General features: G+C 44.5%; 19 protein-coding genes. 10 read left to right on the forward strand and 9 right to left on the reverse strand.

Going from position 1 to position 25,467, the window contains the following annotated elements; genetic code table 11:
• Window positions 1-99: 99 nt before the first annotated feature.
• The 9 genes from D1614_RS21070 to D1614_RS21110 form a co-directional block, all read right to left on the reverse strand.
• Window positions 100-1,632 (reverse strand): sulfatase, encoded by a 1,533-nt coding sequence (locus tag D1614_RS21070; RefSeq protein ID WP_119439975.1) that lies wholly within the window; start codon window positions 1,630-1,632, stop codon window positions 100-102.
• Between the two features lie 24 nt (window positions 1,633-1,656).
• A complete protein-coding gene (locus tag D1614_RS21075) occupies window positions 1,657-3,054 on the reverse strand; it encodes an alpha-L-fucosidase (RefSeq protein ID WP_206610105.1) in 1,398 nt (465 codons plus the stop codon).
• Window positions 3,051-4,124 carry a glycoside hydrolase family protein gene (locus tag D1614_RS21080; protein ID WP_147384335.1) on the reverse strand — a complete coding sequence of 358 codons (1,074 nt, stop codon included), beginning with the start codon at window positions 4,122-4,124 and terminating at the stop codon, window positions 3,051-3,053. Before D1614_RS21080 ends, D1614_RS21075 begins: the two co-directional genes overlap by 4 nt.
• A gap of 32 nt (window positions 4,125-4,156) precedes the next feature.
• On the reverse strand, window positions 4,157-5,065 hold the full coding sequence (locus tag D1614_RS21085) for an endonuclease/exonuclease/phosphatase family protein (RefSeq protein ID WP_119439978.1): 909 nt from the start codon (window positions 5,063-5,065) through the stop codon (window positions 4,157-4,159).
• Window positions 5,066-5,075: 10 nt separating this feature from the next.
• The gene (locus D1614_RS21090) at window positions 5,076-6,413 is read right to left on the reverse strand and encodes an alpha-L-fucosidase (protein WP_206610106.1); all 1,338 of its coding nucleotides are present in this window, start codon (window positions 6,411-6,413) and stop codon (window positions 5,076-5,078) included.
• A gap of 261 nt (window positions 6,414-6,674) precedes the next feature.
• Window positions 6,675-8,303 (reverse strand): RagB/SusD family nutrient uptake outer membrane protein, encoded by a 1,629-nt coding sequence (locus D1614_RS21095; RefSeq protein WP_119439980.1) that lies wholly within the window; start codon window positions 8,301-8,303, stop codon window positions 6,675-6,677.
• A gap of 30 nt (window positions 8,304-8,333) precedes the next feature.
• Complete coding sequence (locus D1614_RS21100) at window positions 8,334-11,735, reverse strand: TonB-dependent receptor (protein ID WP_119439981.1); 3,402 nt, start codon at window positions 11,733-11,735, stop codon at window positions 8,334-8,336.
• A 129-nt stretch (window positions 11,736-11,864) separates the two neighbouring features.
• The gene (locus D1614_RS21105) at window positions 11,865-12,875 is read right to left on the reverse strand and encodes a FecR family protein (protein ID WP_119439982.1); all 1,011 of its coding nucleotides are present in this window, start codon (window positions 12,873-12,875) and stop codon (window positions 11,865-11,867) included.
• 143 nt (window positions 12,876-13,018) lie between these two features.
• On the reverse strand, window positions 13,019-13,576 hold the full coding sequence (locus D1614_RS21110; RefSeq protein WP_162304592.1) for an RNA polymerase sigma-70 factor: 558 nt from the start codon (window positions 13,574-13,576) through the stop codon (window positions 13,019-13,021).
• Between the two features lie 421 nt (window positions 13,577-13,997).
• Here D1614_RS21110 and D1614_RS21115 point away from each other — a divergent pair, with 421 nt between their 5' ends.
• The 10 genes from D1614_RS21115 to gnd all read left to right on the forward strand — a co-directional run bounded on the left by D1614_RS21115 (window position 13,998) and on the right by gnd (window position 25,335).
• Window positions 13,998-15,026 carry a LacI family DNA-binding transcriptional regulator gene (locus tag D1614_RS21115; RefSeq protein ID WP_262707235.1) on the forward strand — a complete coding sequence of 343 codons (1,029 nt, stop codon included), beginning with the start codon at window positions 13,998-14,000 and terminating at the stop codon, window positions 15,024-15,026.
• 221 nt (window positions 15,027-15,247) lie between these two features.
• A complete protein-coding gene (locus tag D1614_RS21120; RefSeq protein ID WP_119440069.1) occupies window positions 15,248-16,099 on the forward strand; it encodes an SDR family oxidoreductase in 852 nt (283 codons plus the stop codon).
• A 136-nt stretch (window positions 16,100-16,235) separates the two neighbouring features.
• Entirely contained in the window at window positions 16,236-17,459 is a 1,224-nt protein-coding gene (gene uxuA / locus D1614_RS21125) for a mannonate dehydratase (protein WP_206610107.1), read from the forward strand.
• Window positions 17,460-17,547: 88 nt separating this feature from the next.
• Window positions 17,548-18,627 (forward strand): sugar kinase, encoded by a 1,080-nt coding sequence (locus D1614_RS21130; RefSeq protein ID WP_119439985.1) that lies wholly within the window; start codon window positions 17,548-17,550, stop codon window positions 18,625-18,627.
• A gap of 84 nt (window positions 18,628-18,711) precedes the next feature.
• Window positions 18,712-19,077: a four helix bundle protein gene (locus tag D1614_RS21135; RefSeq protein ID WP_119439986.1), complete on the forward strand. Its 366-nt coding sequence runs from the start codon at window positions 18,712-18,714 to the stop codon at window positions 19,075-19,077.
• Window positions 19,078-19,143: 66 nt separating this feature from the next.
• Window positions 19,144-20,430, forward strand: coding sequence for a nickel-dependent putative hexonate epimerase (locus tag D1614_RS21140; protein ID WP_119439987.1), 1,287 nt, complete (start codon window positions 19,144-19,146; stop codon window positions 20,428-20,430).
• A 300-nt stretch (window positions 20,431-20,730) separates the two neighbouring features.
• Window positions 20,731-21,738 (forward strand): Gfo/Idh/MocA family protein, encoded by a 1,008-nt coding sequence (locus D1614_RS21150; protein ID WP_119439989.1) that lies wholly within the window; start codon window positions 20,731-20,733, stop codon window positions 21,736-21,738.
• A gap of 256 nt (window positions 21,739-21,994) precedes the next feature.
• Complete coding sequence (locus D1614_RS21155) at window positions 21,995-22,414, forward strand: GxxExxY protein (protein WP_119439990.1); 420 nt, start codon at window positions 21,995-21,997, stop codon at window positions 22,412-22,414.
• A gap of 245 nt (window positions 22,415-22,659) precedes the next feature.
• On the forward strand, window positions 22,660-23,790 hold the full coding sequence (gene pdxB, locus D1614_RS21160) for a 4-phosphoerythronate dehydrogenase PdxB (protein WP_119439991.1): 1,131 nt from the start codon (window positions 22,660-22,662) through the stop codon (window positions 23,788-23,790).
• 90 nt (window positions 23,791-23,880) lie between these two features.
• The gene (gene gnd / locus D1614_RS21165) at window positions 23,881-25,335 is read left to right on the forward strand and encodes a decarboxylating NADP(+)-dependent phosphogluconate dehydrogenase (protein WP_119439992.1); all 1,455 of its coding nucleotides are present in this window, start codon (window positions 23,881-23,883) and stop codon (window positions 25,333-25,335) included.
• Window positions 25,336-25,467 lie beyond the last annotated feature (132 nt).

Genomic DNA, 25,467 nt, shown 5'->3' on the forward strand with positions numbered 1-25,467 from the left:
ATAAAAATGCTGCCGAATAAAATGGCATTACAAATGCAAAACAACTTACCCCTCGTTGCAAACGAGGGGTAGAGGCGAACGGTTCCCTAAGTCAAGCGATTATTCCCTTACCTCGTCGGGATAGGGCACCCTCATCCCTGTGCTTTTAAACGCAGGCATGGGCGCCTTCCATTCGCGCAAACGATCGGAAATTAACGCGGCCAACTCTTTTACTTTTGCCGGATGCTGCAACGAAAGGTCGTTTAACTCGCCAATATCGGTATCAAGGTTGTAGAGCTCTCTTTTCCCGTTTCGCATGTTGTACACAAGCTTCCATTTTCCTTGCCGCACTGCACTGAAATAATTGATTCCGGGTCCGTCATTCCGGGTCCATTTATTCGGAGAATGCCACACCAAAACACGTGTTGTATCCGAATATTCCGGGTTTTCGAGGATCGGCACAAAGCTTTTTCCATCCACCGGCTGTACTATTTTGTAGTCTTTCACTTCGGCCATTTGCAGAATGGTAGGGAAAAAATCTTCGACAATTACATACTGACTGGCAACGGTTTTTGGCTGCACCACACCCGGCCATTTTACAATCATGGGTTCGCGAATCCCCCCTTCATACACCGATCCCTTTCCGGCTTTCAGTGGCAGGTTGTGGGTAAACGGCTCGCCGCCGCGTGGAGGAGTCAGGCTCAGTCCACCGTTATCGCTCATAAAAATGATAATGGTATTCCCGTCAACATCCATTTTCTCGAGGTAGTCCATAATATCGCCCAAACTCTTATCCATTCCCTCGATCAGCGAAGCATACCGGGCTTCTATCGGGTCGAGGCCGGCGTCGTAATATTTCTGTACAAACCTTTTGTCGGCCATAATGGGTGTGTGCACCGCATACTGGCACATGTTCAGGAAAAAAGGCTGTTTGTTCCGGATGGGTGCTTCCATGGCACGGATGGCTTCCAGCGTCAATGCTTCGGTTAAAAAAGTGTCGGTGCCAAAATATTCTTCCAGATCGGGAACGGCCTGTGGTTGGGCTTTCCCCGGAATATTTCCGTAGTTATCTTCACCGAGGTAACTCTGAGGATGACCGCCGGCATGACCGGAAATGTTCACCATAAAACCCATGTGGTGCGGGCTGGCACCGGGTGTTCCTTGCGAGGCCCAATGTGCTTTCCCTACGTGGATGGTAAAATACCCCGCCTCCTTTAACAGTTCAGGGAATGGGGTTGCATGGATGGTTTTTTCGATGCCCGGAACAGGACTCAATCCATTGAAATTCCACGAAGCGCCTGTCATTTGTTCATCGGAATTGTCCGTGTTGCGGTCTTTTAGCGGCGAGGTCCAGTTGGTAATGCCCTCGTGTGCCGCATTCATTCCACTCATCAAGCTTGTCCGGGTAGGTGTGCAAACCGGGCAGGCATAGGCGTTCGTAAATTTCATCCCTTCGGATGCCAGACGCGACATCGACGGGGTACGGTACCTTTTATTTAAGGGAGTAACCTGGTCCCAGAAAGGTTCCGACGTATCCTGCCACCCCATGTCGTCGACAAGAAACACAATGATGTTGGGTCTTTCCGAAGCCCGCGTCATCAACGAAAAAAATACAATGATTGCCGCAAGGCCAAGTCTGATTTGTTTGTACATAGCTGCTAATCTGTTTTGTAAAAATTAATCAATTAAAAAGGCTGAAAAATTACGGATCAATGGTTTGTCCACACTTTTCTCCACCGTAAGACGCAGGGCCGAGCAACTCACCGTATCAAAAGACTGAATTCGTTTGTGCCCCACCGATTCTCCCTCACACAGTTTTTTCCAGACACCGTTTATCCGGGCATCTACTGTATAGGTACGAATCCGTTCCCCGTGTTCAATATCTTCCTGAATGACGATGTGATTCAGTTTTTTCCCGGCAGGAATTTCAAGGGTTATCGTTTCTCCCGTTCCCTTGGTTTGAGCCACAGGAGCATCAAACCTGTTTTTAATTTCGTCGCCCAGCTCTTTGAGTCGTTTTACATCCGGCTCAGGCATTAGTCCGTCCGGATCGGGTGTAAGTCCCAAAATCAGCGTACTGTTGTGCCCCACCGAATTGTAATACATGTTCACCAGGTTTTCGAGCGGGAAAATATGTTCTTCGTCACCGGGTTCCCAGAACCATTCGTGGCGTCCGTTGTACCCCCGCAGCGGCGCATCACTCATGGCGGGCATGTAATACGCCCCATCCGGATCACCTTCTTTCAACAACTGAAAATTGTTTTTAAAAACAACTTCCTGGTTGGTTGAATGAGAATACACAAAGGGATAAGTGCCCCAACACGGATACGGAACAGTGCCACTTTCACTTCCTCCCCAACGGATATCGGCGCGTTGCGTGTTGTGGTAGAAAATGCCGTTCGGCTGGTGCTTCTCGAAAATTCCTAACACATCGGGTCCACCTTTTTCCGGGCCATGTGCACCACCGTCGAACCAAACAATGGCTAAATCTCCGTAACGCGACATCAGTTCTTCGGTCATCCCCTCGCACATGCGGTTGTAATATTTTTGCCGGTTTTCGGCAAAAGGTCCTTCGCCGCTCACTTTAAAATCGTGAATCCCCAAAAAAGAATTCCAGCGGATACCTATGTAAATTCCCGGTAAAACGTCGTATTTTCTGCACGATTCAACAAAATCCTTTACTATGTCACCCTTTCCATCTCTCCATTTTACAGCTTTCAGGCAATACGGATTTACATCGCTTTGGTACAAGGCAAAACCGGTTTCGTGAGTCGCAGTAAGAATGGCAATTTTACATCCGGCATCCTTTGCTGCTTTTATCCACTGGTCGGTATCCAGTTTTTTCGGATTGAAAATATTGTAATCCGGCACCGGTGTTATCCGGTTTTCGCGCTGGTTGTATTTCTTCCCGTCAAAAACATGCAGATCGTAATGGAAAACGGCAACAAGTTCAGCATTCTGCCAGTTGAGTTGTGCCTGGGTGGGCACAGGGATTTCCCTGGTTTCCTGGGCTTTCAAAAAGCCAGTACTTAATAAGGTAATACAAACAATTTTCAGAAATCTTGATATCATCATTTTTTCGTTTTAAATTTTAATACATAACTAATCGTACAATCGCCGCCATAAATATTGGTTCCCGAAGGCATATAAAGATATTGCGGCAAGCCATTCTTAAACAGCAGTTGCGGGCGTTCGAACTTGGCATAAGGGCGGTTCTTTGGGCCATAGTGAACGGCTACTTTATCCATATCGACATCAGCGTATGCATTTATGCGGTTAAATCCCTTTTCGTAGTTATCGAAATGAATGCCATCTTCCGAAGTCCAGAGGATCCCTCCGCCTTCCTCCATAATTCCGTGATTGTCGGTAGTAAGCAAGGCAAATTTTCCGTTGTACATAAAAGCGTATCCATCTTCAATGTTCCGGTCGTTAACGGTTACCGGGAAAGGCATTTGCACATACGGCCCTTCCAGGTTTTCTGCAACAGCCAGTCCCATTTTTGCTTTTTCTGATTTGAAGTACAGAAAATACCCCCCATCCGGATGTTGTAAAAAGGCCGGATTATTGACACCGTTACTTGCCTGGTAATTCCAATAATCAGGATTGTCGGGAGGTGTAAGAATTTTTCCGTTTTCGCCAGTCCTTTCCCATGGCCCGTACAAGCTTTTTGAGGTAGCCAGGCAAATAAACTGATTGGACGGATGTTTTTCAATGCCGGTATTCATAATAAAAAAAAGCGCATACAAACTATCTACTTTATGAATGGCCGGATTATGAGCGGCATAATAAGGTTCACTCTTTACTTTGTGAATAGCAGGATTACAAGGAGCTTGTCCCTCCATATCACCTTTCACCGCCACATCGGAAAACACGAAGGGACCTTCGGGAGAATCGCCTACATAATGTGCTATTTCGCTGTGGGTACGCCATCCCGGATCAACTTTTAATTCGCCGGGCCAGCGAGCCACAAACAGGTGTACTTTCCCGTCGTCGTCGTAAATGGGTGATGTTCCCCAAATGGTATAGCCCGAATCCTGCACTGCAATTCCCTTAAATTCCCATTGGTCGGCAAATGCATTTTGGGATTGAACGTTCATTGTGAAACAAAGGGCAAACAGAATCGAAAGTATCAGTACGCGTATCATATTAAAGTTCATTTATCCTACTATTTTGTAATTTATTTGTCGAACCTGAATTCAGCAATTACCGGATAATGATCGGATAAATACCAATTATCCTCGCCATTACAAACCTTTGCATTTGTACAATTTGCGTCAAGTTCGGCAGAAACCAGGATATAATCGATTCGTTCCAACCGAGCCCGCAGTTGTTCATGGCTTTCATTATTAACCGGCGCCAATGCCATAGCCGGAAAGCTTCCTCGTTCTTCTATTCCATTCGAAAAATTACGTGTAACATCGTACAATGGAGCTGAAAGAAAACCTGAAATGACCGAATAATCGAGATTGCCGTTATCAATATTTCCATCCAGCCCCTTACCTTCGTTACTGTTACGCAGACGTGTCAGAAGATCACCATCAGGTAGATACAAATCGGCATCGAACGGCGAATGTGCATTAAAATCGCCTAGTACAATGTATTTCGTATTTTCAGCTTTAATTTGCTCCAGTTTGACGAGCAGGATTTTCATCTCTTCGCGTCTGCGGCTTATGCTTCCGGGATGAAGATGAACGACCAGAAAATCGATACCGCTGGTTTTGCAATGCAAGGCTCCGTGATGCATTCCTTCAATCATTTTTTCTTTTACCTCGATTGGATACCTGGAAGTTAAACCGACCGAATAACCACTCTCCTTCAATAGTACAGAGTAATTGTGTCCCCAACTTTTGGCATCTGCCTGCAGCTTTTCCGGAGTATACATACACAATTCCTCAAGCGCAAACACATCTGGCTGCTGGGTATTCACCCAATGCTGAAGTTTTGCCCGTCGCGTTGCGTCTTTTCCCCAATCGAAACCGTTCCAGATATTGTAGGTCATCACTTTCACATTCTTTTCATTATTCTGAGAAAATGAGAAAAGAGGAAACACAAGAATTATCAGTAGGATAGCGAATTGTTTTAGCATTGTTTATAATTTATTCTTCAATATAATAAGCTGAAAACTCAAGAAGCTGGGTTTCACCAATGGATTCAGGAACTTTTATCCGGAGTGCTGAAACTTCCATATCATCAAATCGGTGAATAAATTTATGCCCGATGCAGGATCCCTCGAAAAGGATTTGCCAGCCCTGTTTTGTTTTTCCTTCCAGAATAAATTTTCGTACCCGCTCGCCTTTCGCGATATCCTCCATTACGACCACTTGGTTTACGCTTTGTCTTTCCGGTAGTTTCAGCATCAATTTTTTCCCCGTACCGGAAATGGTTGCAATGGGATTTGAGAAACGGCGTTGAATTTCATCGCCAAATTCTTTCATTCGTTTCACATCGGGATCTGGCATTAATCCGTCGGCGTTTGGTGTTACTCCAAGAATGAGTGTGGTATTGTGGCCTACGGAATTGTAGTACATGTTCACCAGTTTATCGAGCGGGTAAATAATCTGCTCGCGATTGGGTTCCCAAAACCAGTCGTGTCCACCGTTTCCGCGCAGCGGGGCATCACTCATGGCAGGGATGTAGTATTTTCCGTCGGGATCGCCGGTTTTCAACAATTGAAAATTATTGGCTCCTATTTCCTTTTTCGCCGATTCGCCCGCGCCTGTTGAAGGATAAGGGAAAGTCCCCCAACACGGGTAAGGAACAGTGCCTGTTTCGCTTCCTCCCCAACGCATATCGGCACGTTGCAGGTTGTGATAGAACAGGCAGTCAGGCTGGTATTTCTCGAAAACCGAAAGTACATCGGGGCCGCCTTGTTCCGGGCCGTGAGCACCACCGTCGAACCAAACCATCGCCCAGTCGCCGTAGTTGGTAAAGATTTCTTCCACAATATTTTCGATCATCCGGTTGTAGTGTTTCTGGCGGTTTTCAGCAAACTCGTCTTCGCCCTGCACTTTAAAATCATGCACACCGTAAAATGCATTCCATCGTGTACCGATGTACACGCCCGGCAACATATCGTGCCGTTCGCAGGCTTCTTTAAAATCGCGGAGAATATCGCCTTCCCCATTTTGCCATTTTAGTGCCTTCATACAATAAGGTGTGGCATCGCTCTGGTGAAAAAAGAACCCCGTTTCGTGGCTAACTGTAAAAATGGCGATTTTAAAACCGGCATTTTTCAGCGACACAATCCATTGATCCATGTCGTATTTCGAGGGATTGAAGGTGTTGTAATCCTTTACCGGCGTGATACGTACATTTTTTTGCACATAAAATTCGCCGTCGAAAACATGCAGGTCCCAACAAACCAAGGCAGCTAATTCGGTTTTTTGCCATTGTAACTGAGCCGGAGTTGGCAGCGGAACTGTTTCTTGTGCCAATAAAGCCTTACTACCTATCAGGACCAGAAATACTAAGCTGACAGTCTTTCTATAAAACACATCCTTCATAAAAACAAATATTGAAACGAACATACTTTCTTACGAATTTAACGAAATAGGCATAATTGCCCTTTGCCTTGCGAAAGTCGGGTGGTCTGTTATTGCCTGCCCGGGTTTTTATACGAAAATGTACTAATCAGTTATGTTATTCGGAAAAAAGAATCAGGCCATTAAAAAATGGCCTGATTTTATTGTTTTATTTTACCAACCTGGATTATTCGGTAAAAGATTTTCGTTCAACTGCCATTGCACTATAGGCAATGGGAACAAGTAGTTCTTGTCGGTAAAGTTTCTTGTCGATGCTTCTTCCAGCCAAACAAAATCAACTCCGTCGATTGTTTTCTTCTTCCCGGTGAACGCACTGTAAACTTTGGTTGTAGCCCCCAGCACATCCTGGTTCAGTTCTGCAACTGCAGTTCTCCAGCGAATCAGATCGTCGTATCTGAAGCTTTCATTGGCAAGCTCAACTTGTCGTTCCCTTCTGATCTCGGTTAACATATCCAACGAATTACTCGTTACGAAAGCAGATGTTAAATGCGGCATTCCAACACGGTCTCTCAACACATTGATTGACTTATTGAGTACCTGGTCCAGTTCTCCTCCGGTTGCCCCCAGTTCAAAGCTTGCTTCAGCATAATTAAGCAGAACCTCTGCGTATCTGATCACCATTACATCTCCATAACGTCTTTCTCCGCTCAAGTCGCCCACTGCATCCAAATAGGTATATTTTCGCGGGCAATAACCTGTTGTTGAAAAAGTTCCGAGCGAATTTATTTCAAAGGTTGCTCCCGAATTATCTTTATCAATACCTGGTCTGTAAAATGTGCCGAACATACGCGGATCCCGGTTTTCGAATTCTGAATTCTTCGTAACGTAACCCGTGAATCCGGAAGAAGAATGCGTAATGGGGAGACCATTATTCATCAGAAATGCATCAGCAAGATGTTTTAACGGAGATGAATAGTTATCAGTAATCAAAGCTCTTACCCAGATGTTGTAAGAACCATGATCCCGACTGTATTGGTAAGCCAGTATCGTCTCATCGTTCGCCTCATTCTCTTCATAGAATAAGTCAGAAAAATTCTCGTACGAAGACAATTCAAACAAAGAATATTCCTGGCTTGTAATCACCTTATCGGCAAAACTTTTTGCCTTTTGAAGCAGTGCTTCAGAACCCGTTTCTCCTGAGTACTTTTTCAGTGTACCGAAATACAATGCAACGCGGCTGGCAAAAGCATCGTTGGCACCTTTGGTAATCCTACCATAAGCCTCTCCCGCGATATCGCTTTTCTTCGGAAGGTAGTCAGAAGCTTCTTCCAGATCCTTCATAATAAAATCAATTACGGCGTCTCTTGAATCTCTGGCCCCATAAAGCTCGTCGGAATCAAAGTCTAATGTATTTTCTGCAATTATGATATCACCAAAGCGTTTACAAAGTTCAAAGTGATAAAATGCACGAAAAAACAGCGCTTCTCCCTTGTATCTGTTTTTGACCGACTCTGACACCGTTGCATTTTCATAATTCTCAAGAAAGTCGTTGGCGATCCGAATGTAGGTGTACGAATTGTTATAAACTCCATCAGAGTTGGGAGCCGAGTTGTTACCTGCGCTCACCGCATTTTGACTTTCAGCATAGGTATCAATGGTTCTGACATCACCCGTAAGGCCCGGGTTAATACCACGGTACAAATAATTCAATCCCAACTGTAAATCAGTTTCAGTTTGCCAAAAGAATTCGGGAGAAAGTTCTGTCATAGGAGTTTTGTTCAAGAAATCGTCAGTACACGATACGCCTATGACTACAAGCAGTATATATATATATTTTCTCATAGTTCGTTTTTTTTGTCTGTTATTCCATTATTAAAAGCGAATATTCAATCCTACCGAATAAGTTCTTTTCAGAGGATAAATAATCGAACCTCCTCTTCCGTTCCCAATTTCAGGATCAAAAGCATCCAATAAATTGGTTACCTCAAAAACGTTTTCTCCGCTTACATAAATTCTGCAATTGTCGATATGCACCTGACTTAAAAGTGATTTGGGCAATGAATAACCCAATTGAATATTTTTCAGGCGCAAATAAGCTCCATCTTCCAACCAATGATCGGAATACCAGTAATTAAATCCTTGGCCAACCGTAGGGCGTGGAAAACGTGCATTGGTATTATCGGGCGTCCAGTAATCGTTGTGATAGGTGTAAGAATAGTTATCCCAGCCGTTCTGAGTTTGGTTGATCAGGTTGGGGTCACCCGACTCCTGGTTGATTGAAATCATACGTTTTCCAACTCCCTGGAACAAAGCCTGAAAATCGAAATTCTTATAACTGGCATCGATATTAAAGCCCCAAACATAATGAGGTGAAGTTTCACCAAGGTAAACTACATCGTTTGGCGAAGTAATTTTATCATCATCGTTTAGATCGAGATACTTGATATCTCCTGCAGTGGCATTGGCATTGATGTAAGCATGACTTTTTGCTTCGGCATCGGTAGCAAAGTAACCATCGGTTCTATAACCGAATACGGCTGCCATTGGATATCCCTGCACCCTCATTAGTCCACGAGAGAATTCAGTAACATTGTATTTTACCAGTTCATCTTTCTGATCTGATATATTGAATCTCAACCCATAGTTAAAATCAGTGCCTATTTTATCGTTCCAGCTTACGGCTACTTCCCAACCTTTAACCTCTAAAGTACCATAGTTTCCGGTAGGTACTGTAATACCAATAATCGAAGGAACAACGGTGGATATCAACATATCCTTGTTCTTTTTGGTATAATAATCACCGGTAACATTTAAGCGGCTATTTAAAACCTGCATGTCAATACCGATATTCGATGTCTCGATCGTTTCCCAGGTTCTATCGGCCGAGGCAAGCTGTTCTTGCGTTGCCCACTGCACCAGGTTATCTCCCATCGGGTAGGTTCCGTTAAAGGAGTATACCGGGATATGGTCGTAATATCCCAATCCGGACTGGTTCCCCATTTGTCCCCACGATGCTCTTAATTTCAGGTTTTGGAACACTCCCCAATTCTTCACAAACTCTTCTTCAGAAAGTCTCCAGCCAGCAGAAAACGAAGGGAATAAAACCCGCTGGTTCTTCTCTGAAAATCTTGAAGAGGCATCTGAGCGAAAGTTGGCTTCAAAAAGATATTTTTCTTTGAAGTTATAATTAAAACGTCCGAAATACGATGACAAAGCCCATTCGTATAGAGAATTACCATTTCTGGCATTATCTGCATTTCCTAAATTTAAAGCAGGCAGAATATTGCTTCCTACAATTTCGTTTCTCCAGGCATACAATTGATCGCTTTTAGCTGATTCGGCGGATTGTCCTAACATAAGCGTAAGCTTGTGATTTGTTGCCAGCGTTTTATCAAAAGTGATGTAATTCTGAGTCGACATGTAATTGTATTGTGTGCTGTACCGTGTAACACTGTAATTCGACGGGCTTGGTTGTGCACGCATAGTGCCGTCAGCCATCCACTTCGCCACAAAATTACTGTAGTTATTTTCCTGTTGAAAGTTAAAACGTCCTCCGTTCAAACTGGTAAATGTCAAACCATCCATAATCTTTAAGGTCAACTTAAAGTTACCGTCAAAACGATTGTTTATGGTTGAATTTTCACCTCGTTCTTTCGCCTCCTGAATAGCATTACCTTGCATACGATACCGTAAATAGTTACCGTTCGTATCTTTCACCGGCATGGTTGGTGGTGTACGGTAGATATTATTTACATCAATATTGTTTCCGGCTGTATTTTCATTTGCATACGCCAGTTTCACATCCAGGCTCAGTATCTTGTCAATAAGATCCGTTTCTACATTTACCCGTCCGTTAATACGCTTATAGGAATCCGGAGCCCATTTTTCAAAAAAGCCTCCGTCGTCAATATACCCAACTGAGATTCGGTAATTTACATCACCGGCTTTTGCAATACTCAGGTTATGCGACTGATAGTTTGACTGGTCAAACATCATTCCCAACCAGTTTACGTCAGAAGCATGAAGCCAGTTATCTAAACTTGCAAAAGCAACTGTCGCACCCGCTTCAACAGGTATTACCGATACACTTGGATCTTTAATGGCAGCAATATGTGCATCAGAATAACCGATTTTACCCACCGAAGCATAAGCAGCATTCCATAAAATGGCATGTTCCAATCCTGAATTTGTCTGAGGCATTCTGGTTGGTGTTCTTACTGCAAAGTTGTTGCTGTAGGAAAATTGAGTCTTTTCGCTTTTTGCATTCTTCGTAGTTATCAATATTACACCGCCGGCAGCCCTCGATCCGTAAATAGCAGCCGAGGCAGCATCTTTTAAAACCGACATGCTGGCAATGTCATCAGGGTTAACGGTATTTAAAGTTCCTTCAACACCATCGATAAGAACCAGAAGAGGGTTACCGTTCACCGAGGTGTTTCCCCGCACGGTAATAGTTGATCCGGCTCCCGGCCGGCCATTTGTGCTGGTAACAACAACACCCGGACTAAGTCCCTGCATTGCAGATGAAACATTTGTTACCGGTCTGTTTTGAAGCGTTTCCTCATCAATAATCGCTACCGAACCGGTTAAATTTACTTTCTTTTGTGTACCATAGCCAATAGCCACTATTTCGTCCAAGCCAATAGCCCCCGACACCATTTCTACGTTTATAACGCTCTGCCCGGCAACTGCCATTTCTGTTGTTTCCATTCCAACAAACGAAAACTGCAGCGTAGCATCATCCGGAACACCGGATATGGAGAAATTTCCGTCTGCATCTGTAATCGTTCCCTGGGTTGTTCCTTTTACCAGCACAGTTACTCCGGGCAAAGGCTCTTTATTTTCATCCGTAACAGTTCCTGTAATTTTTTTATCCTGCAAGGCATCCAAAACAGATGAAAAATCTTTTGTTTCCGGAGTCAGTACAATCAAGTCATTGTCCAAAACCTTGTAACGGATACCCTGGTTTTCAAACAGAGCACTCAATATTTCGTCCACAGTATTCTGCTGAACACTTATCGACACAACTCTCTCTACATTAACTTGTTCTCTTTGATAAAAAAAGCGAAAATTACTCTGTTCTTCAATCTCGCGAAGCACTTCAACAACCTGTTTCCGGTTCATATCGAAAGAGAACCTGGTAGTTTGCGAATACACTGATGCTGATAACTGCATAAACGCAAGAAACAGAATAAGCAATGTTAGTTTCATCTTTAATAGTAGTTTCTGTCTTCTTCCTATATCCTGGAAAAAGATCAATACATTTTTTTTCATAAATTTGATGTGTTATTGTTTATACTAAATAAGGTGTGACCGCACCTATTTTTTAAACGTACACCGGTTTGATATGACCGTATCAGACCGGTTTTTCTTTCATAAGTTTTGTTTACATAGGCATCGTTTTTATTCGTGTCTTATAATTACTTTTTGATTCTCGATAACATAGGAAATTGGCAAAGTTTCCTTTAATACGTCCAGCACCTCCAGAATACTTTCATTCTTTATTGTTCCGTCGTAGTGATAATTCAAAATCGATGAATCAGTCATTTCGATCTCCACTCCGTATTTTCTTTCGAGCATGGTTACAAGCTCCTTCAAACTCATATTTATAAAAATGAGTTTATTATCCTTCCACGACGTGTAGTAGCGTGTATTTACATTCATGAGCCGGATATTTTTGGATTGACGGTCGAAAACCAAATGCTGCCCCGGTTTGAGAACAACATCCTCAGCTATTTTGAACTGATCGGATGAAGTGATTTGCACAGTTCCCCTTTCCAATGTCGTACTCACGGTATTGTCTTCGGGATATGCTTTTACGTTGAACTGAGTCCCCACTACATTAACATCGTAAAAAGGAGTATGAACAATGAACTGATTGTCCTCAACATGCTCAACATCGAACCAGGCTTCACCACTTAAGTAGACTTCCCGAAGTCCGCGTTTGCCATTAACTGCATATTTCAATTCAGATCCTGAATTCAGATAAACCAATGAATTATCGGGCAATACCACCTGAGAAACAGAGCCGTTGGGTGCGTACGACGTAAAATAGACCGGAGATGAACTCCAGTTATTTACCACAAGTACTCCAATTAAAGCTCCGATGAGAAGAATAGCGGCAATTTTAGCCAGGCCCAGGTAAAGATTTTTCCCTCTGCTTACTTTTTTACCCGTACTTGTAAAATTAATTTTTCGGTGAATCCGAAGAAGCATATCATTGAACTCATCGGGGCCAGGAACACTGCATTGTCCGTAATTCTCGGTTTCCCATACATTATACAATTGTGTCCTGATTTCAAGGTTTTTATAGGGTTCCTCAAATAACGAAAATGCATAATCCAATTCTTCCTTGTCGCATTCGTTATGAACGTAATTCCTTATTGCGTTTGATATCTTTTTCGTGTCTGTCATTTTTTTCGTAAAAATCCCCCAATAAATGGGGGATCTAATTCTATTCTAACCAAACTAACTCTATGATCAACCAAAACAATTTTTGGTTATTGACTTCTTTTCAGTTGTAATACGCAGAACTTGCGCTTACCCCCCAAAAAAAATTACAGAAAAATTGAAATAAATAGTAACGTTGCGATAATTCCTTTTCCCAATCGCTTCCGGATATGACTGATTGACAAGCCTATCTGGTTCTCTACCGTCTTTACAGAAATATTCAGTTTTTCTGCAATTTCTTTATTCGATAAACCAGCTTCACGACTCAAAATAAAAATCTGCTTCCTTTTGGCAGGCAATTCATCAATAGCCTGGTTTACCTTTTCCCGGATCGTTTCATAATCAATACTAACATCAAGTTCAAAGCTCTCCGATTCAAAAAACTGAACCAAGAACTTACGGTATTCTGCATCTTTCAACCGAACCCGTAACTGACTAATGATAAGGTTGTACGAAATTTTAAAGAGAAAAGATTTAAACGACTTTGAAGAATCAATTTTTGTCCGATTTTCCCAGATACGAACAAAAGCTTCCTGAACAATCTCTTTTGCATCCTCGTCATTTTTCAACAGCGAAAAGGCAAAGCGATAAAGCTTCTCGTTGTATTTATGAAAAAGAGCATCAAAAGCCTCTACTTCATTTGCAACAAGTTTATCAACAAGCATTTTATCATTGTTCAAAGAAGAACCCTCCATGAGCAGATTTAATCAGGTTGATAACAAAGATAATAAGGTATCGTTTAAACAGTGCATTCTTTGATACATTTATCGGATACATCAAATAACAAAGGCTGAATTCTGGCGACCAAAGAACTCATTAAAAGCAAAATAGAGTGAACTACTTTTGAAAAAACAATCATCCCGATTTTTTACTTTTCATTTCAGATAAATGATAAAAAGTTGTTTTTTTGACAACACTTACAACCCCGGAAGCAATACCGTGTAAATATTAACTCAATTTTTCCGTGTACGAACACGACAATTGAAAAAATTGCTTAATTTTGTATGCCTTCGAAAGGCGAAACAAAGCTAAAAACCTATAAAACATAGAGCTATCGAATCAAACAGACAAATACGGATCAAAGATATCGCAGCCCGGGCAAAGGTTTCCATCGGAACGGTGGACCGCGTGCTGCACAACCGTGGCGAAGTGGCCGAGTCGACCCGGAAAAAGATCCTCGAAATTGTGGAGGAGCTGAATTACCAGCCCAACATCCTGGCCAGTACGCTGGCATCGAAAAAATCGGCCGTTTTTGCCACTTTAATGCCCCAGCCGCTGTCGGAAGATGCTTACTGGAGCAAACCGTCGAAAGGCGCGCAAAAACGAATCGCGGAATTACGGCAATACGGGCTTCAGATGCAGCCTTTTACCTTTAACCAGGGCGATTCCAAAAGTTTTGAGCAAGAAGCACAACGGATACTCGACCTGCAACCCGACGGTGTGGCACTGGCGCCTTTTTTCAAAAAAGAAGCGCTTCGCTTTATCGATCAGCTGAATGAACTGAATATTCCCTTTGTGTTTATCGACTCCGAAATCAGGGATGCCGGCCAGTTGAGCTACATTGGGCAGGATTCGTACCAAAGCGGACTGGTATCGGGCAAACTGCTCGATATGATCTTACCCGACGGAAATATCCTGGTGATTCACTTTGCACGCGAAATGGACAACCAGAACCACCTTATCCAGCGCGAAAAGGCTTTTTATGACTGGTTTTCGCAACAAAACAACTCGCCCCACCAGCTTTTCACTACCGATGTACCTGACACCGACGATCCGGCATGGGAAGAAAAAATAGAGAACAAAATACGCTCGAACCACATTCAAGGCATTTTTGTAACCAACTCGAAAGTTTTTAATGTGGGGGCTTTGCTGGAAAAAACCGGCATCAAAGGCATTAAAGTGATCGGGCACGACCTGCTGAAGGAAAACGTTAGTTACCTGAAAAAAGGGCTGGTGCATTTTCTGATTTGCCAGCGGCCCGAGGAGCAGGGTTACGAAGCCATCAACAAACTGTTCAGAAGTGTGGTGCAGAAACGAACCATCGAAGAGAAGAACTATACTTCGATTGATATCATTACCAAAGAAAACGTTGACTATTACAAAGAATTTAAATAGCAGCTCTGTATACTTTAAACCGGAATTAAATACATGGATGGAATTGAAAAACAAAATTTCTGGCAAGAAGACCGAAGATGGAAGCCTGAAGATCAGGCAATCACGGGGATTTAATTCCTACTTCTAACTTCGAGCTTCAATTCATTTACATCTAAAGTATTGAAACTTAACAGTTACTACAGAGCTATATGATTTTAACAAACAACAAGAAAAAAAATATCATGAATCCATTATCATTTAACGACTTACAGGGAAAAGTTTGTGTGATTACCGGAGGCGCCGGTGTTTTGGGAAGCGCCATGGTTAAAGCCATCGCATCGGTGGGCACAAAAATAGCCATTGCCGACATCAACAAGGAAGTGGCGGATAAAGTAGCCGCTGAAATTGCAGCCGAATCCGGAGCACAGGTTATTGGCGTGGAAGCCAACGTACTCGACAAGGCTTCGCTCGAAAAAGCCAAAGCCGAGATCAACGAAAAGCTGGGCGAAATCGACATCCTGATCAACGGAGCCGGAGGTAATAGTCCGCAGGCTACCACCAAAGTGGAACAACTCCTCGAAGAAAACATTGACAGGCTCGAAGACAGTTTTTACGGACTGGAAATGGAAGGCTTCGACAAGGTGTTTGCCCTGAACTTCAAAGGCACGCTGCTGCCAACCATGGTTTTCACTACCGATATGCTGAAAAACCGCAAAGGCGTGGTGCTGAACGTGTCGTCGATGAATTCGTACAAACCGCTGACAAAAATTCCGGCCTACTCAGCCGCCAAAGCTTCGATCAACAATTTTACGGAGTGGCTGGCTGTTCACCTGGCCAAAGTGGGGATTCGTGTAAACGCCATTGCCCCGGGGTTCTTTATCACGAACCAGAACCGTTTCCTGGTTACCGATGAAAAAACAGGTGGCTACTCGCCCCGCGGACAAAAAATTGTGGATAATACGCCGATGGGTAAATTCGGAGAACCCGAAGACCTGCAGGGAGCAACCTTGTTCCTCATCTCGGATATTTCCAACTTTATCACGGGCATCGTTATCCCGGTTGACGGCGGATACAGCGCTTTTGGCGGTGTATAGATCTTAATTGTAATCAGTAAAAACCAAAACAATATAAAAGCCGGAGTGCTGCTCCGGCTTTTTAAAACAAGAGCTTCGTTAACGCTAACGATCTACCAAAAATCAAAATAGTAATCGTAAAAAAAGGATTGAAAGAATGTCATTGGAACAAACATGGAGATGGTACGGGCCCTCTGACCCGGTAACTTTGCAGGACATCAGGCAGGCAGGCGCAACAGGCATTGTAACGGCTTTGCACGAGATTCCAAACGGACAAGTTTGGCCTGTGGAAGCACTGGAAGAAAGAAAACGTTTTATTGAATGGGACGAAAGCACCACCCCTGCCCGCCCACGGGGACTTACCTGGTCGGTGATCGAGAGCATTCCCGTGCACGAAGATATTAAACAGGCCCGCCCCAACCGCGACAAGCTGATCGAAAATTACATCGAAAGTATCCGTAACGCTGGAAAAGTGGGAATACCGGTGCTTTGCTACAATTTTATGCCGGTGGTTGACTGGACACGCACCAACCTCCACATGGAACTGGAAGACGGCGCCCGCGCACTGTGTTTCGACATGGTGGATTTTGTGGCCTTTGATGTGTTTATCCTCCGCAGAAAAGGAGCCGAAAAAGCCTACAATGCTGAACTGCTAAAAAAAGCGCAGCGCCGCTTCGAGAGCATGAACAGTGAACAGCGTTACGAACTGGAAAAAACCATTATTGCCGGTTTGCCGGGTGCTGAAGAATCGTACACGCTGGAACAATTTCAGGCTAAACTGGATGAATACAAAAACATCGATGATAAAACCTACCGCGAAAACCTGAAGTATTTTCTGGATAGAGTGGCTCCGGTTGCCGAAGAAAGCGGCGTTAAACTGGCCATTCACCCCGATGATCCGCCTTTTTCACTGTTTGGATTGCCACGGGTAGTCAGCACCGAAAAAGACCTGGAGTACATTCTGAATATTTACGACAGTGTTTACAACGGATTTACGATGTGCACCGGTTCGTACGGTGTACGCGCCGACAATGACCTGGTGGGCATGGTAAAACGCCACGGGGCAAAACTAAACTTTGCCCACCTGCGCAGTACACAGCGTGACGAGCTGAACGGCTTTCACGAAGCCGGTCACCTGCAGGGCGATGTGGATATGTACGGCGTGATGCTGGCTATTTTGAAAGAGCAGCGCAAACGCCAGGCAGTGTACCGCCCCGATTACCGCATTCCGATGCGTGCCGACCACGGCCATACCATCCTCGACGACCTCAAGAAAAAAACCAATCCGGGTTACTCGGCTATTGGTCTTCTACGCGGAATGGCCGAACTTCGCGGCTTGGAAATGGGTATAAAAAGAAGCGGAGCGGTTTTCAGCGAATAAAATTTCCCGGAAATCCGGGTTCAAAAAAGTATAAACCTGTGAAGCCGGTCGGGCTGCAATACCTGGCCGGTCAGTAAAACAAAAAAATATGAGTATCCAACTAAAACAAAACTGTAAATACGCCATGTTGGTGCCTACCAGCATGGGTACGCGTATCACTCCCGAAAACGGGCAACCTGTTCACAGCAGCGACAAGTTTACCTTGTTCGCTACCAGCGCCGAAACCAACGTAGCCAGTATCGCTTCGTACCTCGGCATGCCCGTGAAAGTGCTCACCACTTTTGTAAAGGGAAGTCCGATTGCTCAATTCATCAAAAGCAATTTGCGGTCGAGAAACATGGATTACGAAGGCCCGGAAGTGCCGCAGGGAGATCCGTGGGGCTACCGTCACCAGATCAACATTGCCGACAGCGGTTATGGCTTGCGCGGCCCGCGTGTGTTTAACGACCGTGCCGGAGAAGTGGGAAGAACACTGAACGCAAAAGACTTTGACCTCGAACGTATTTTTGGAGAAGAAGGCGTGCAGATCGTTCACTTATCGGGATTGATCGGTGCTTTGTCGCCCGAAACTACGCAGTTTTGCCTCGAAGTGGCCCGCGCAGCCAAAAAACACGGCAGCCGTATTTCTTTCGACCTGAATCACCGCGCTTCCTTCTGGAAAGGCCGCGAAGAACAACTGCGCAAAGATTTCACCGAAATTGCTTCGGTTTCGGATATCCTGATCGGTAACGAAGAAGACTTTCAGTTGTGTTTTGGCATTGAAGGACCGGAAGCGGGAGGCGAAGGTTTGAATGCCAAGATCGATGGATTTAAAGGTTTGATCAACCGTGTGAAGGAGACTTTCCCGAATGCATCGGTTTTTGCCACTACCCTGCGCGAGGTGATCAGCGTAAACGAACACCTGTGGGGCGCTATTATGCTCGAAGGCGAGAACTGGCATGTGGTTGAGCCTCGTCCGATAAAAGTACTCGACCGCATTGGCGGTGGCGATGGCTTTGTGGGTGGTATGCTTTACGGCATCCTCAAACAATGGGAAGCCGAAAAATGGGCGCAGTTTGGCTGGGCAACCGGTGCACTGGCCACTACCTTCCTCACCGACTATGCACAACCTGCCGACGAAGAACAGGTGTGGAGCATCTGGGGCGGAAACGCGCGCGTAAAACGCTAGGCTGAGGAGAAGGCTAAGGCTGAGAAGAAGGCTGAGGCTGAGGCTGAGGGAAGAAGGAGGAGTTAATTTGAAGATCCATTCAAAATGATAAAGAAATACAATGATTTTAGGGATATGTCGGTGTGGCAAAAGGCTTTTGCCTTGCTTCGTGATGTATATAAAATCATTCGCCTTTTTCCTGTTGAAGAAAAATATGCACTTACCGATGATTTAAGACGGTCGGCGAATTCCTGTGTGCACAATATTGCAGAAGGATTCGGGCGTTTTGAGGCAAAGGACAAAACCCGTTTTTATAAAATATCAAGAGGAAGTGCATACGAAGCCATCAGCCAAATACTTGTCGCCGAGGCAGAAAAATATACCGAAAATGAAATTGCTGAAGATTTAATTTCAAGATACAAAGAGATGATCGAGGAACTAAATGCTTTGATACGTACATTGGAAAAGTAATGCGGTTGTCAGGCACAGTCTTGTTTACCTTAGCCTGTGCCTTGGCCTCCGCCTAAAACAAAAGATATGATATTCTACGAAAAAGGCTCAACCGAAACGTCGCTGTTGAGGGAAGATCTGAAAAAAGGCTTATTTGAAGCCCTCGATAAAATGGGTGCCAAACAAAAGGTGTTGGCAATCCCGCCCGACTATACCCGTCTGCCCTCCAAGGCAGGTGATCTGACTGAATTCACCTGGGAGTATTTCGGGGAAAAACTAACAGACGTTCTTCCGGCCCTGGGTACGCACACCCCGATGACCATGGAGCAGATCAGTCATATGTTTGGCAAATTGCCCACCGACCTGATTCGCGACCACGACTGGCGCAACGACGTGATCACACTGGGCACTGTTCCTGCCGAATACATCAAAGAAGTATCGGAAGGCGCGGTGGAATATACCTGGCCGGCGCAGGTAAACAAGCTGCTGGTGGAAGGCAATTTCGACCTGATCCTTTCCATCGGTCAGGTAGTGCCGCACGAAGTGGTGGGAATGGCCAACTACAACAAAAATATTTTTGTGGGAACAGGCGGTGCCGAAGGGATCAACAAAAGCCACTATATTGGCGCAGCCTACGGAATGGAGAAAATGATGGGACGTGCCGACACGCCGGTGCGGAAGGTATTTAACTATGCTTCCGAGAATTTCTCCAATCATTTACCGATTGTTTATGTGCAAACCGTGGTGGGCCTGAATAAACAGGGCAAACTGCAAACCTACGGGCTGTTTATCGGCGACGATTTTGAGGTGTTTGACAAAGCCGCCAAACTCTCGCTCGAAGTGAATTTCGAAATGCTCGACAAACCGATCAAAAAAGCGGTGGTTTGGCTCGATCCTACCGAATTCAAAAGCACCTGGCTCGGTAACAAAAGTATTTACCGCACCCGGATGGCACTGGCCGACGACGGGGAACTGATCGTACTGGCTCCGGCGTTAAAAGAATTCGGGGAAGACAAGCAGATCGATAAACTGATTCGTAAATACGGGTATTTCGGTACGCCGCACACCCTGCAACTGGTGAAAGAGAACGAAGACCTGCAAAATAACCTCGGTGCTGCTGCCCACCTGATCCACGGATCGTCGGAGGGACGTTTCAGCATTACTTATTGTCCGGGGAAAGGTCCGGAAAACATTACAAAACAAGAGATTGAAAGTGTGGGTTTTAACTGGGCTGATTTTGATGAAATGACCGCAAAATACAATCCTGAAAAACTGAAAGACGGTTACAACACCATGCCCGACGGCGAAGAAGTGTTTTACATTTCCAACCCGGCCATTGGTTTGTGGGCGTTTAGGGATAGATTTGAGTATTAGATACTGGATATTGGATACTGGATGCTGGATATTGGATGCTGGATGCTGGCTATTGGATGCTGGATGCCGGGAATTGGTATCCGAATACCGGTTTTCAGGCACTGAATCCCGGGAATTGGTCACTGATTACCGGGAGTCGCTCACTGATTACCGGGAATTGAAAACCAAATGCCGGTTGCGGGACACTGATTACCGGATACCGAATACTGAAAACTGAGACTGGGACTGAGACTGAATACTGAGACTGAGACTGAGACTGAATACTGAGACTGCATAAATAACTAAAAAACTGGATACCCATTGAAAAATAAAGCGCTACATACGATCCGCTGGGGAATTATCGGGGTCGGAAATGTGACCGAAGTAAAAAGTGGACCAGCCTTTTACAAGGTGCCGAACTCGCAGCTGGTGGCCGTAATGCGCCGCAATGCCGAAAAAGCGGCCGATTATGCACGCCGCCACAACATTCCCAAATGGTATTCCAATGCTTCGGAGCTGATCAACGATCCCGACGTGAATGCGGTGTACATTGCTACCCCACCCGATTCGCACGCTTCGTATGCCATTGAAGCCATGCGCGCCGGGAAACCGGTGTATGTGGAAAAACCCATGGCGCGCCATTATTCAGAATGTCAGGAAATGCTGGAAGTTTCAAAAGAAACCGGTGTACCCATTTGGGTGGCTTACTACCGCCGGACTCTTCCTGCCTTTCTGAAAGCAAAAGAGTTGATTGAGTCGGGAGTTATTGGAAAGCCGCTGATGGTAAACATTAAGCTCTACAAGGAAGCCGGTGAAAGAGGGAAAAAGCCGGATGAAATGAGTTGGCATGTGTATCCGGAGATTGCAGGTGCCGGGCATTTTTTTGATTTGGCATCCCATCAGCTGGATTACCTCGATTTTGTTTTGGGGAAGATCACCGAAGTAAAGGGAAATGCGGCAAATCTAGCGGGCCTCTATCCTGCCGAAGATACGGTTTCAGGAACATGGAAACACGAATCGGGCCTTATCGGAACCGGAAGCTGGTGTTTTGTGGTTGATAAAAATTCTGTCGAAGATTATATTCAATTTGTGGGAGAAAAAGGTGAAATTTGTTTGCCTTGTTTTTCGCATGGTAAAATGAAAGTAACAACAGCGAACGGAACAGAAGAACTGGAGTTTGAAAATCCGCAACACATTTCGCAAAACCTGGTGCAAAAGGTTGTCGAAGAATTACTGGGAAAAGGGAAATCCCCGAGCACCGGAGAGTCGGCAGCCCGAACCAGTTGGGTGTTGGATGAAATGGTGAAGGATTTTTATGAACCACAATAGGAGCAATAGATAACATAGAATAATGATGACAGATATTATAAAAGAAAAAATACTAATGTGTCCTACTGTGGCTAATGTGGTTTAAATAAAGAAATCTTACGAACCTCAATAGGAACAACAGATGCAATAGATAATGATAAAACAAGATCTTATTAACGACCTTATAAAAGAAAAAATAATGATGTGCCCTACTGTGGCTAATGTGGTTCAAAAAAAATTTTACCAACCACAAAGAAGCAGTAGATAACAAAGAACAATGATGATAACGCAAGATCTCATAAACGACATATCTTATGAAATAATCGGATCTGCCATTGAAGTTCACAAAGAGCTTGGCCCCGGATTATTGGAAAGTGTCTATGAAAAGTGCCTTGCCCATCTGCTTGCTCAGAAAAACATGAAAGTAACACGCCAACAAAGTATTCCCATTAATTTTAGGGGAATGGAGTTGGATTGTGACCTAAGATTTGATTTGCTTGTTGAGGACTTAGTAGTGGTCGAATTAAAAACAGTTGAAAACATATTACCAATCCATGAAGCCCAACTTTTAACTTATTTGAAACTGATGAATAAACCGAAAGGGATATTGATCAATTTTAATTGCGTAAATATTTTCAAAGAAGGTCAAAAAACATTTGTAACAGAACAATACAGACAATTGCCCAAAGGATACTAATGTGTCCAACTGTGGCTAATGTGGTTGTCAAAAGATTTATAAACCATAATAGCAACAATAGAAAACAAAGAATAATGATAGCGAAGCATATTATAAAAGAAAAAATACTACTATACCCTACTGTGACTAATGTGGTTCAAAAAATATTTACAAGGACAATAGGCAACAAAAAATGATAATGATAACACAAGGTCTTATAAAAGAAAAATATTTATATGTCCTACTGTGACTAATGTGGTTCAAAAATGAAAATTATCATCGACAATAAAATACCCTATATAAAAGGCGCACTGGAACCTTTTGCCGAAGTCGTTTACCTGCCCGGCAACAAAACCACTGCAGAAGTAGTAAAAGATGCGGATGCGATCATTACCCGCACCCGCACAATTTGCAACCGCGACTTGCTAGAAGGATCGAAAGTAAAATTTATCGCCACGGCTACCATTGGCTTCGATCATATCGATACCGATTATTGCAGATCGACCGGGATACAATGGACCAACGCTCCGGGATGCAATGCAGAAAGTGTAAACCAGTACATTGCTTCGGCGCTTGTTTCCTGGTCGATGCGCAAACGAATTGACCTCGCGGGACTGACCATCGGCATTGTGGGTGTTGGGAACGTAGGATCGCGGGTGGCTAAAACCTGCGAAATACTCGGGATGAAAGTTTTGCTGAACGACCCGCCGCGCGAACGGATGGAGGGTCCGGAAAAGTTTGTTTCGCTGGAAAAAATTCAGCACGAAGCCGATATTATCACTTTTCATGTTCCGCTCAATTTAAGCGGCCACGACAAAACCTATCACCTCGGCAACGAAACCTTTTTTCAGCATTTGGGAAAAACACCTTTGGTTATTAATTCGTGTCGCGGAGAGGTAATTGACTCAGAAGCGGTTTACGATGCCATCGAGGCGCAGGACATTCAGGGATACATTGCCGATTGCTGGGAAAATGAGCCCGACATCAACCTCGACCTGCTCAACCAAACCGAGTTTGGTACGCCCCACATTGCCGGGTATTCAAAAGACGGAAAAGCCAATGGCACCCAAATGAGTGTACAGGCAATCAGCCGCTTTTTCAACCTGGGTATCAACAACTGGCAAGCTTCGGGTGTGGAAGAACCGGCACATCCCATTATCGAGATCGACGGAAATCAGCGACGCGAATATTCAGTTTTAGCCGAGGCGATTCTTTCCACCTACGACATCGAAACCGATGATGAAGCCTTAAAAGAAACACCTCATCTGTTTGAAAAGCTCAGAGGCGATTACCCTGTTCGGAGGGAGTTTGGCTCGTACACGGTAAAGGCGAAGAATATGGAGGAAACGACTTTGGAAAAATTACGATTGTTGGGATTTAAAATCACAAGAGATTGATTGAGACTGATTGTGATTGATTGTTATTTTCCAAAACAATTAGTCACAATCAATTACGATAAGTATCAATAAATTACAATAGAATACAATATGAAAAAATTAGCAGACATTGGTTTGATCGGGTTGGCCGTAATGGGCGAAAACCTGGTATTGAACATGGAAAGCAAAGGTTTCACGGTAGCCGTTTTTAACCGTACAGTTGAAAAAGTAGATCATTTTATGAACGGCCGTGGTGCCGGGAAAAAATTTATCGGTACACATTCCATCGAAGATTTGTGTGCATCGCTCGAACGTCCGCGTAAAGTGATGATGCTGGTAAAAGCCGGTGCTCCGGTCGACGATTTCATCGATATGCTGATTCCTCACCTGGAACCGGGCGACATCATCATCGATGGCGGAAACTCGCATTTTCCTGATACCATCCGTCGTACCAAATACGTGGAAAGCAAAGGTTTGTTGTACATCGGAACCGGTGTATCAGGTGGCGAAGAAGGCGCATTGTTAGGCCCGTCCATGATGCCGGGCGGATCGCCTGCTGCATGGCCGCATGTAAAGGAAATTTTCCAGGCAGTAGCTGCAAAAGTGGAAGACGGTTCACCTTGCTGCGACTGGGTAGGAGAAGGCGGTGCCGGCCACTTTGTAAAAATGGTGCACAACGGAATCGAATACGGCGACATGCAGATCATCAACGAAGCATACCACATGATGAAGGAATTGCTGGGCATGAGCAACGATGAAATGTACGAAGTGTTCAAAAAATGGAATACCGAAGAACTCGACAGCTACCTGATCGAAATTACGCGTGATATTTTGGGATACAAAGATGAAAACGGCGAAGAAACCGTTGATTTCATCCTGGATACTGCCGGACAAAAAGGTACCGGAAAATGGACCGGAGTATCGGCGCTCGATCTGGGCATTCCGTTGACTTTGATCGGTGAATCGGTGTTTGCACGTTGCCTGTCGGCACAAAAAGACCTTCGGGTACAGGCATCAAAAGTAATTTCGGGTCCTGAAGTTGACTTCAAAGGTGACAAAGCTCAACTGATCGACGATCTCAAAATGGCGCTGTACGGTGCGAAGATCATTTCGTATGCGCAAGGGTATAACCTGATGATGGAAGCGGCTGCAGAATACGGATGGAACCTGAACTACGGAGGCATTGCCCTGATGTGGAGAGGCGGTTGTATTATTCGTTCTGCCTTCCTGGGCGACATCAAGAAAGCGTTTGATAACAATCCTGAACTTCCGAACCTGCTACTCGATCCTTTCTTCAAAGGAAAAGTAGAAGCAGCCCAGGCCGGCTGGCGCAGGGTTTGTGCCACAGCGCTTGAAAACGGAATTCCGGTTCCGGCGCTTACTTCGGCATTGTGCTATTTCGATGGTTTCCGCAGCGAACGTTTGCCAGCCAACCTATTGCAGGCACAACGCGACTATTTCGGTGCACATACTTACGAACGCACCGACAAACCGCGGGGCGAATTCTACCACACCAACTGGACAGGCCGTGGCGGCGACACAGCCTCGTCTACCTACAACGTTTAGGCGTTAATTAATCACGATAATAACTGAGAACCGGTCTTTTTACAGAGGCCGGTTCTTTTGTTTATGCAACCTTCTCTGTAATTTGTGCGTCCTATTGTTGACCCATAAAACAAGTTATAAGTAAATTAGAGT

It is taken from the genome of Maribellus luteus (assembly GCF_003576475.1).
Lineage (GTDB): Bacteria > Bacteroidota > Bacteroidia > Bacteroidales > Prolixibacteraceae > Draconibacterium > Draconibacterium luteum.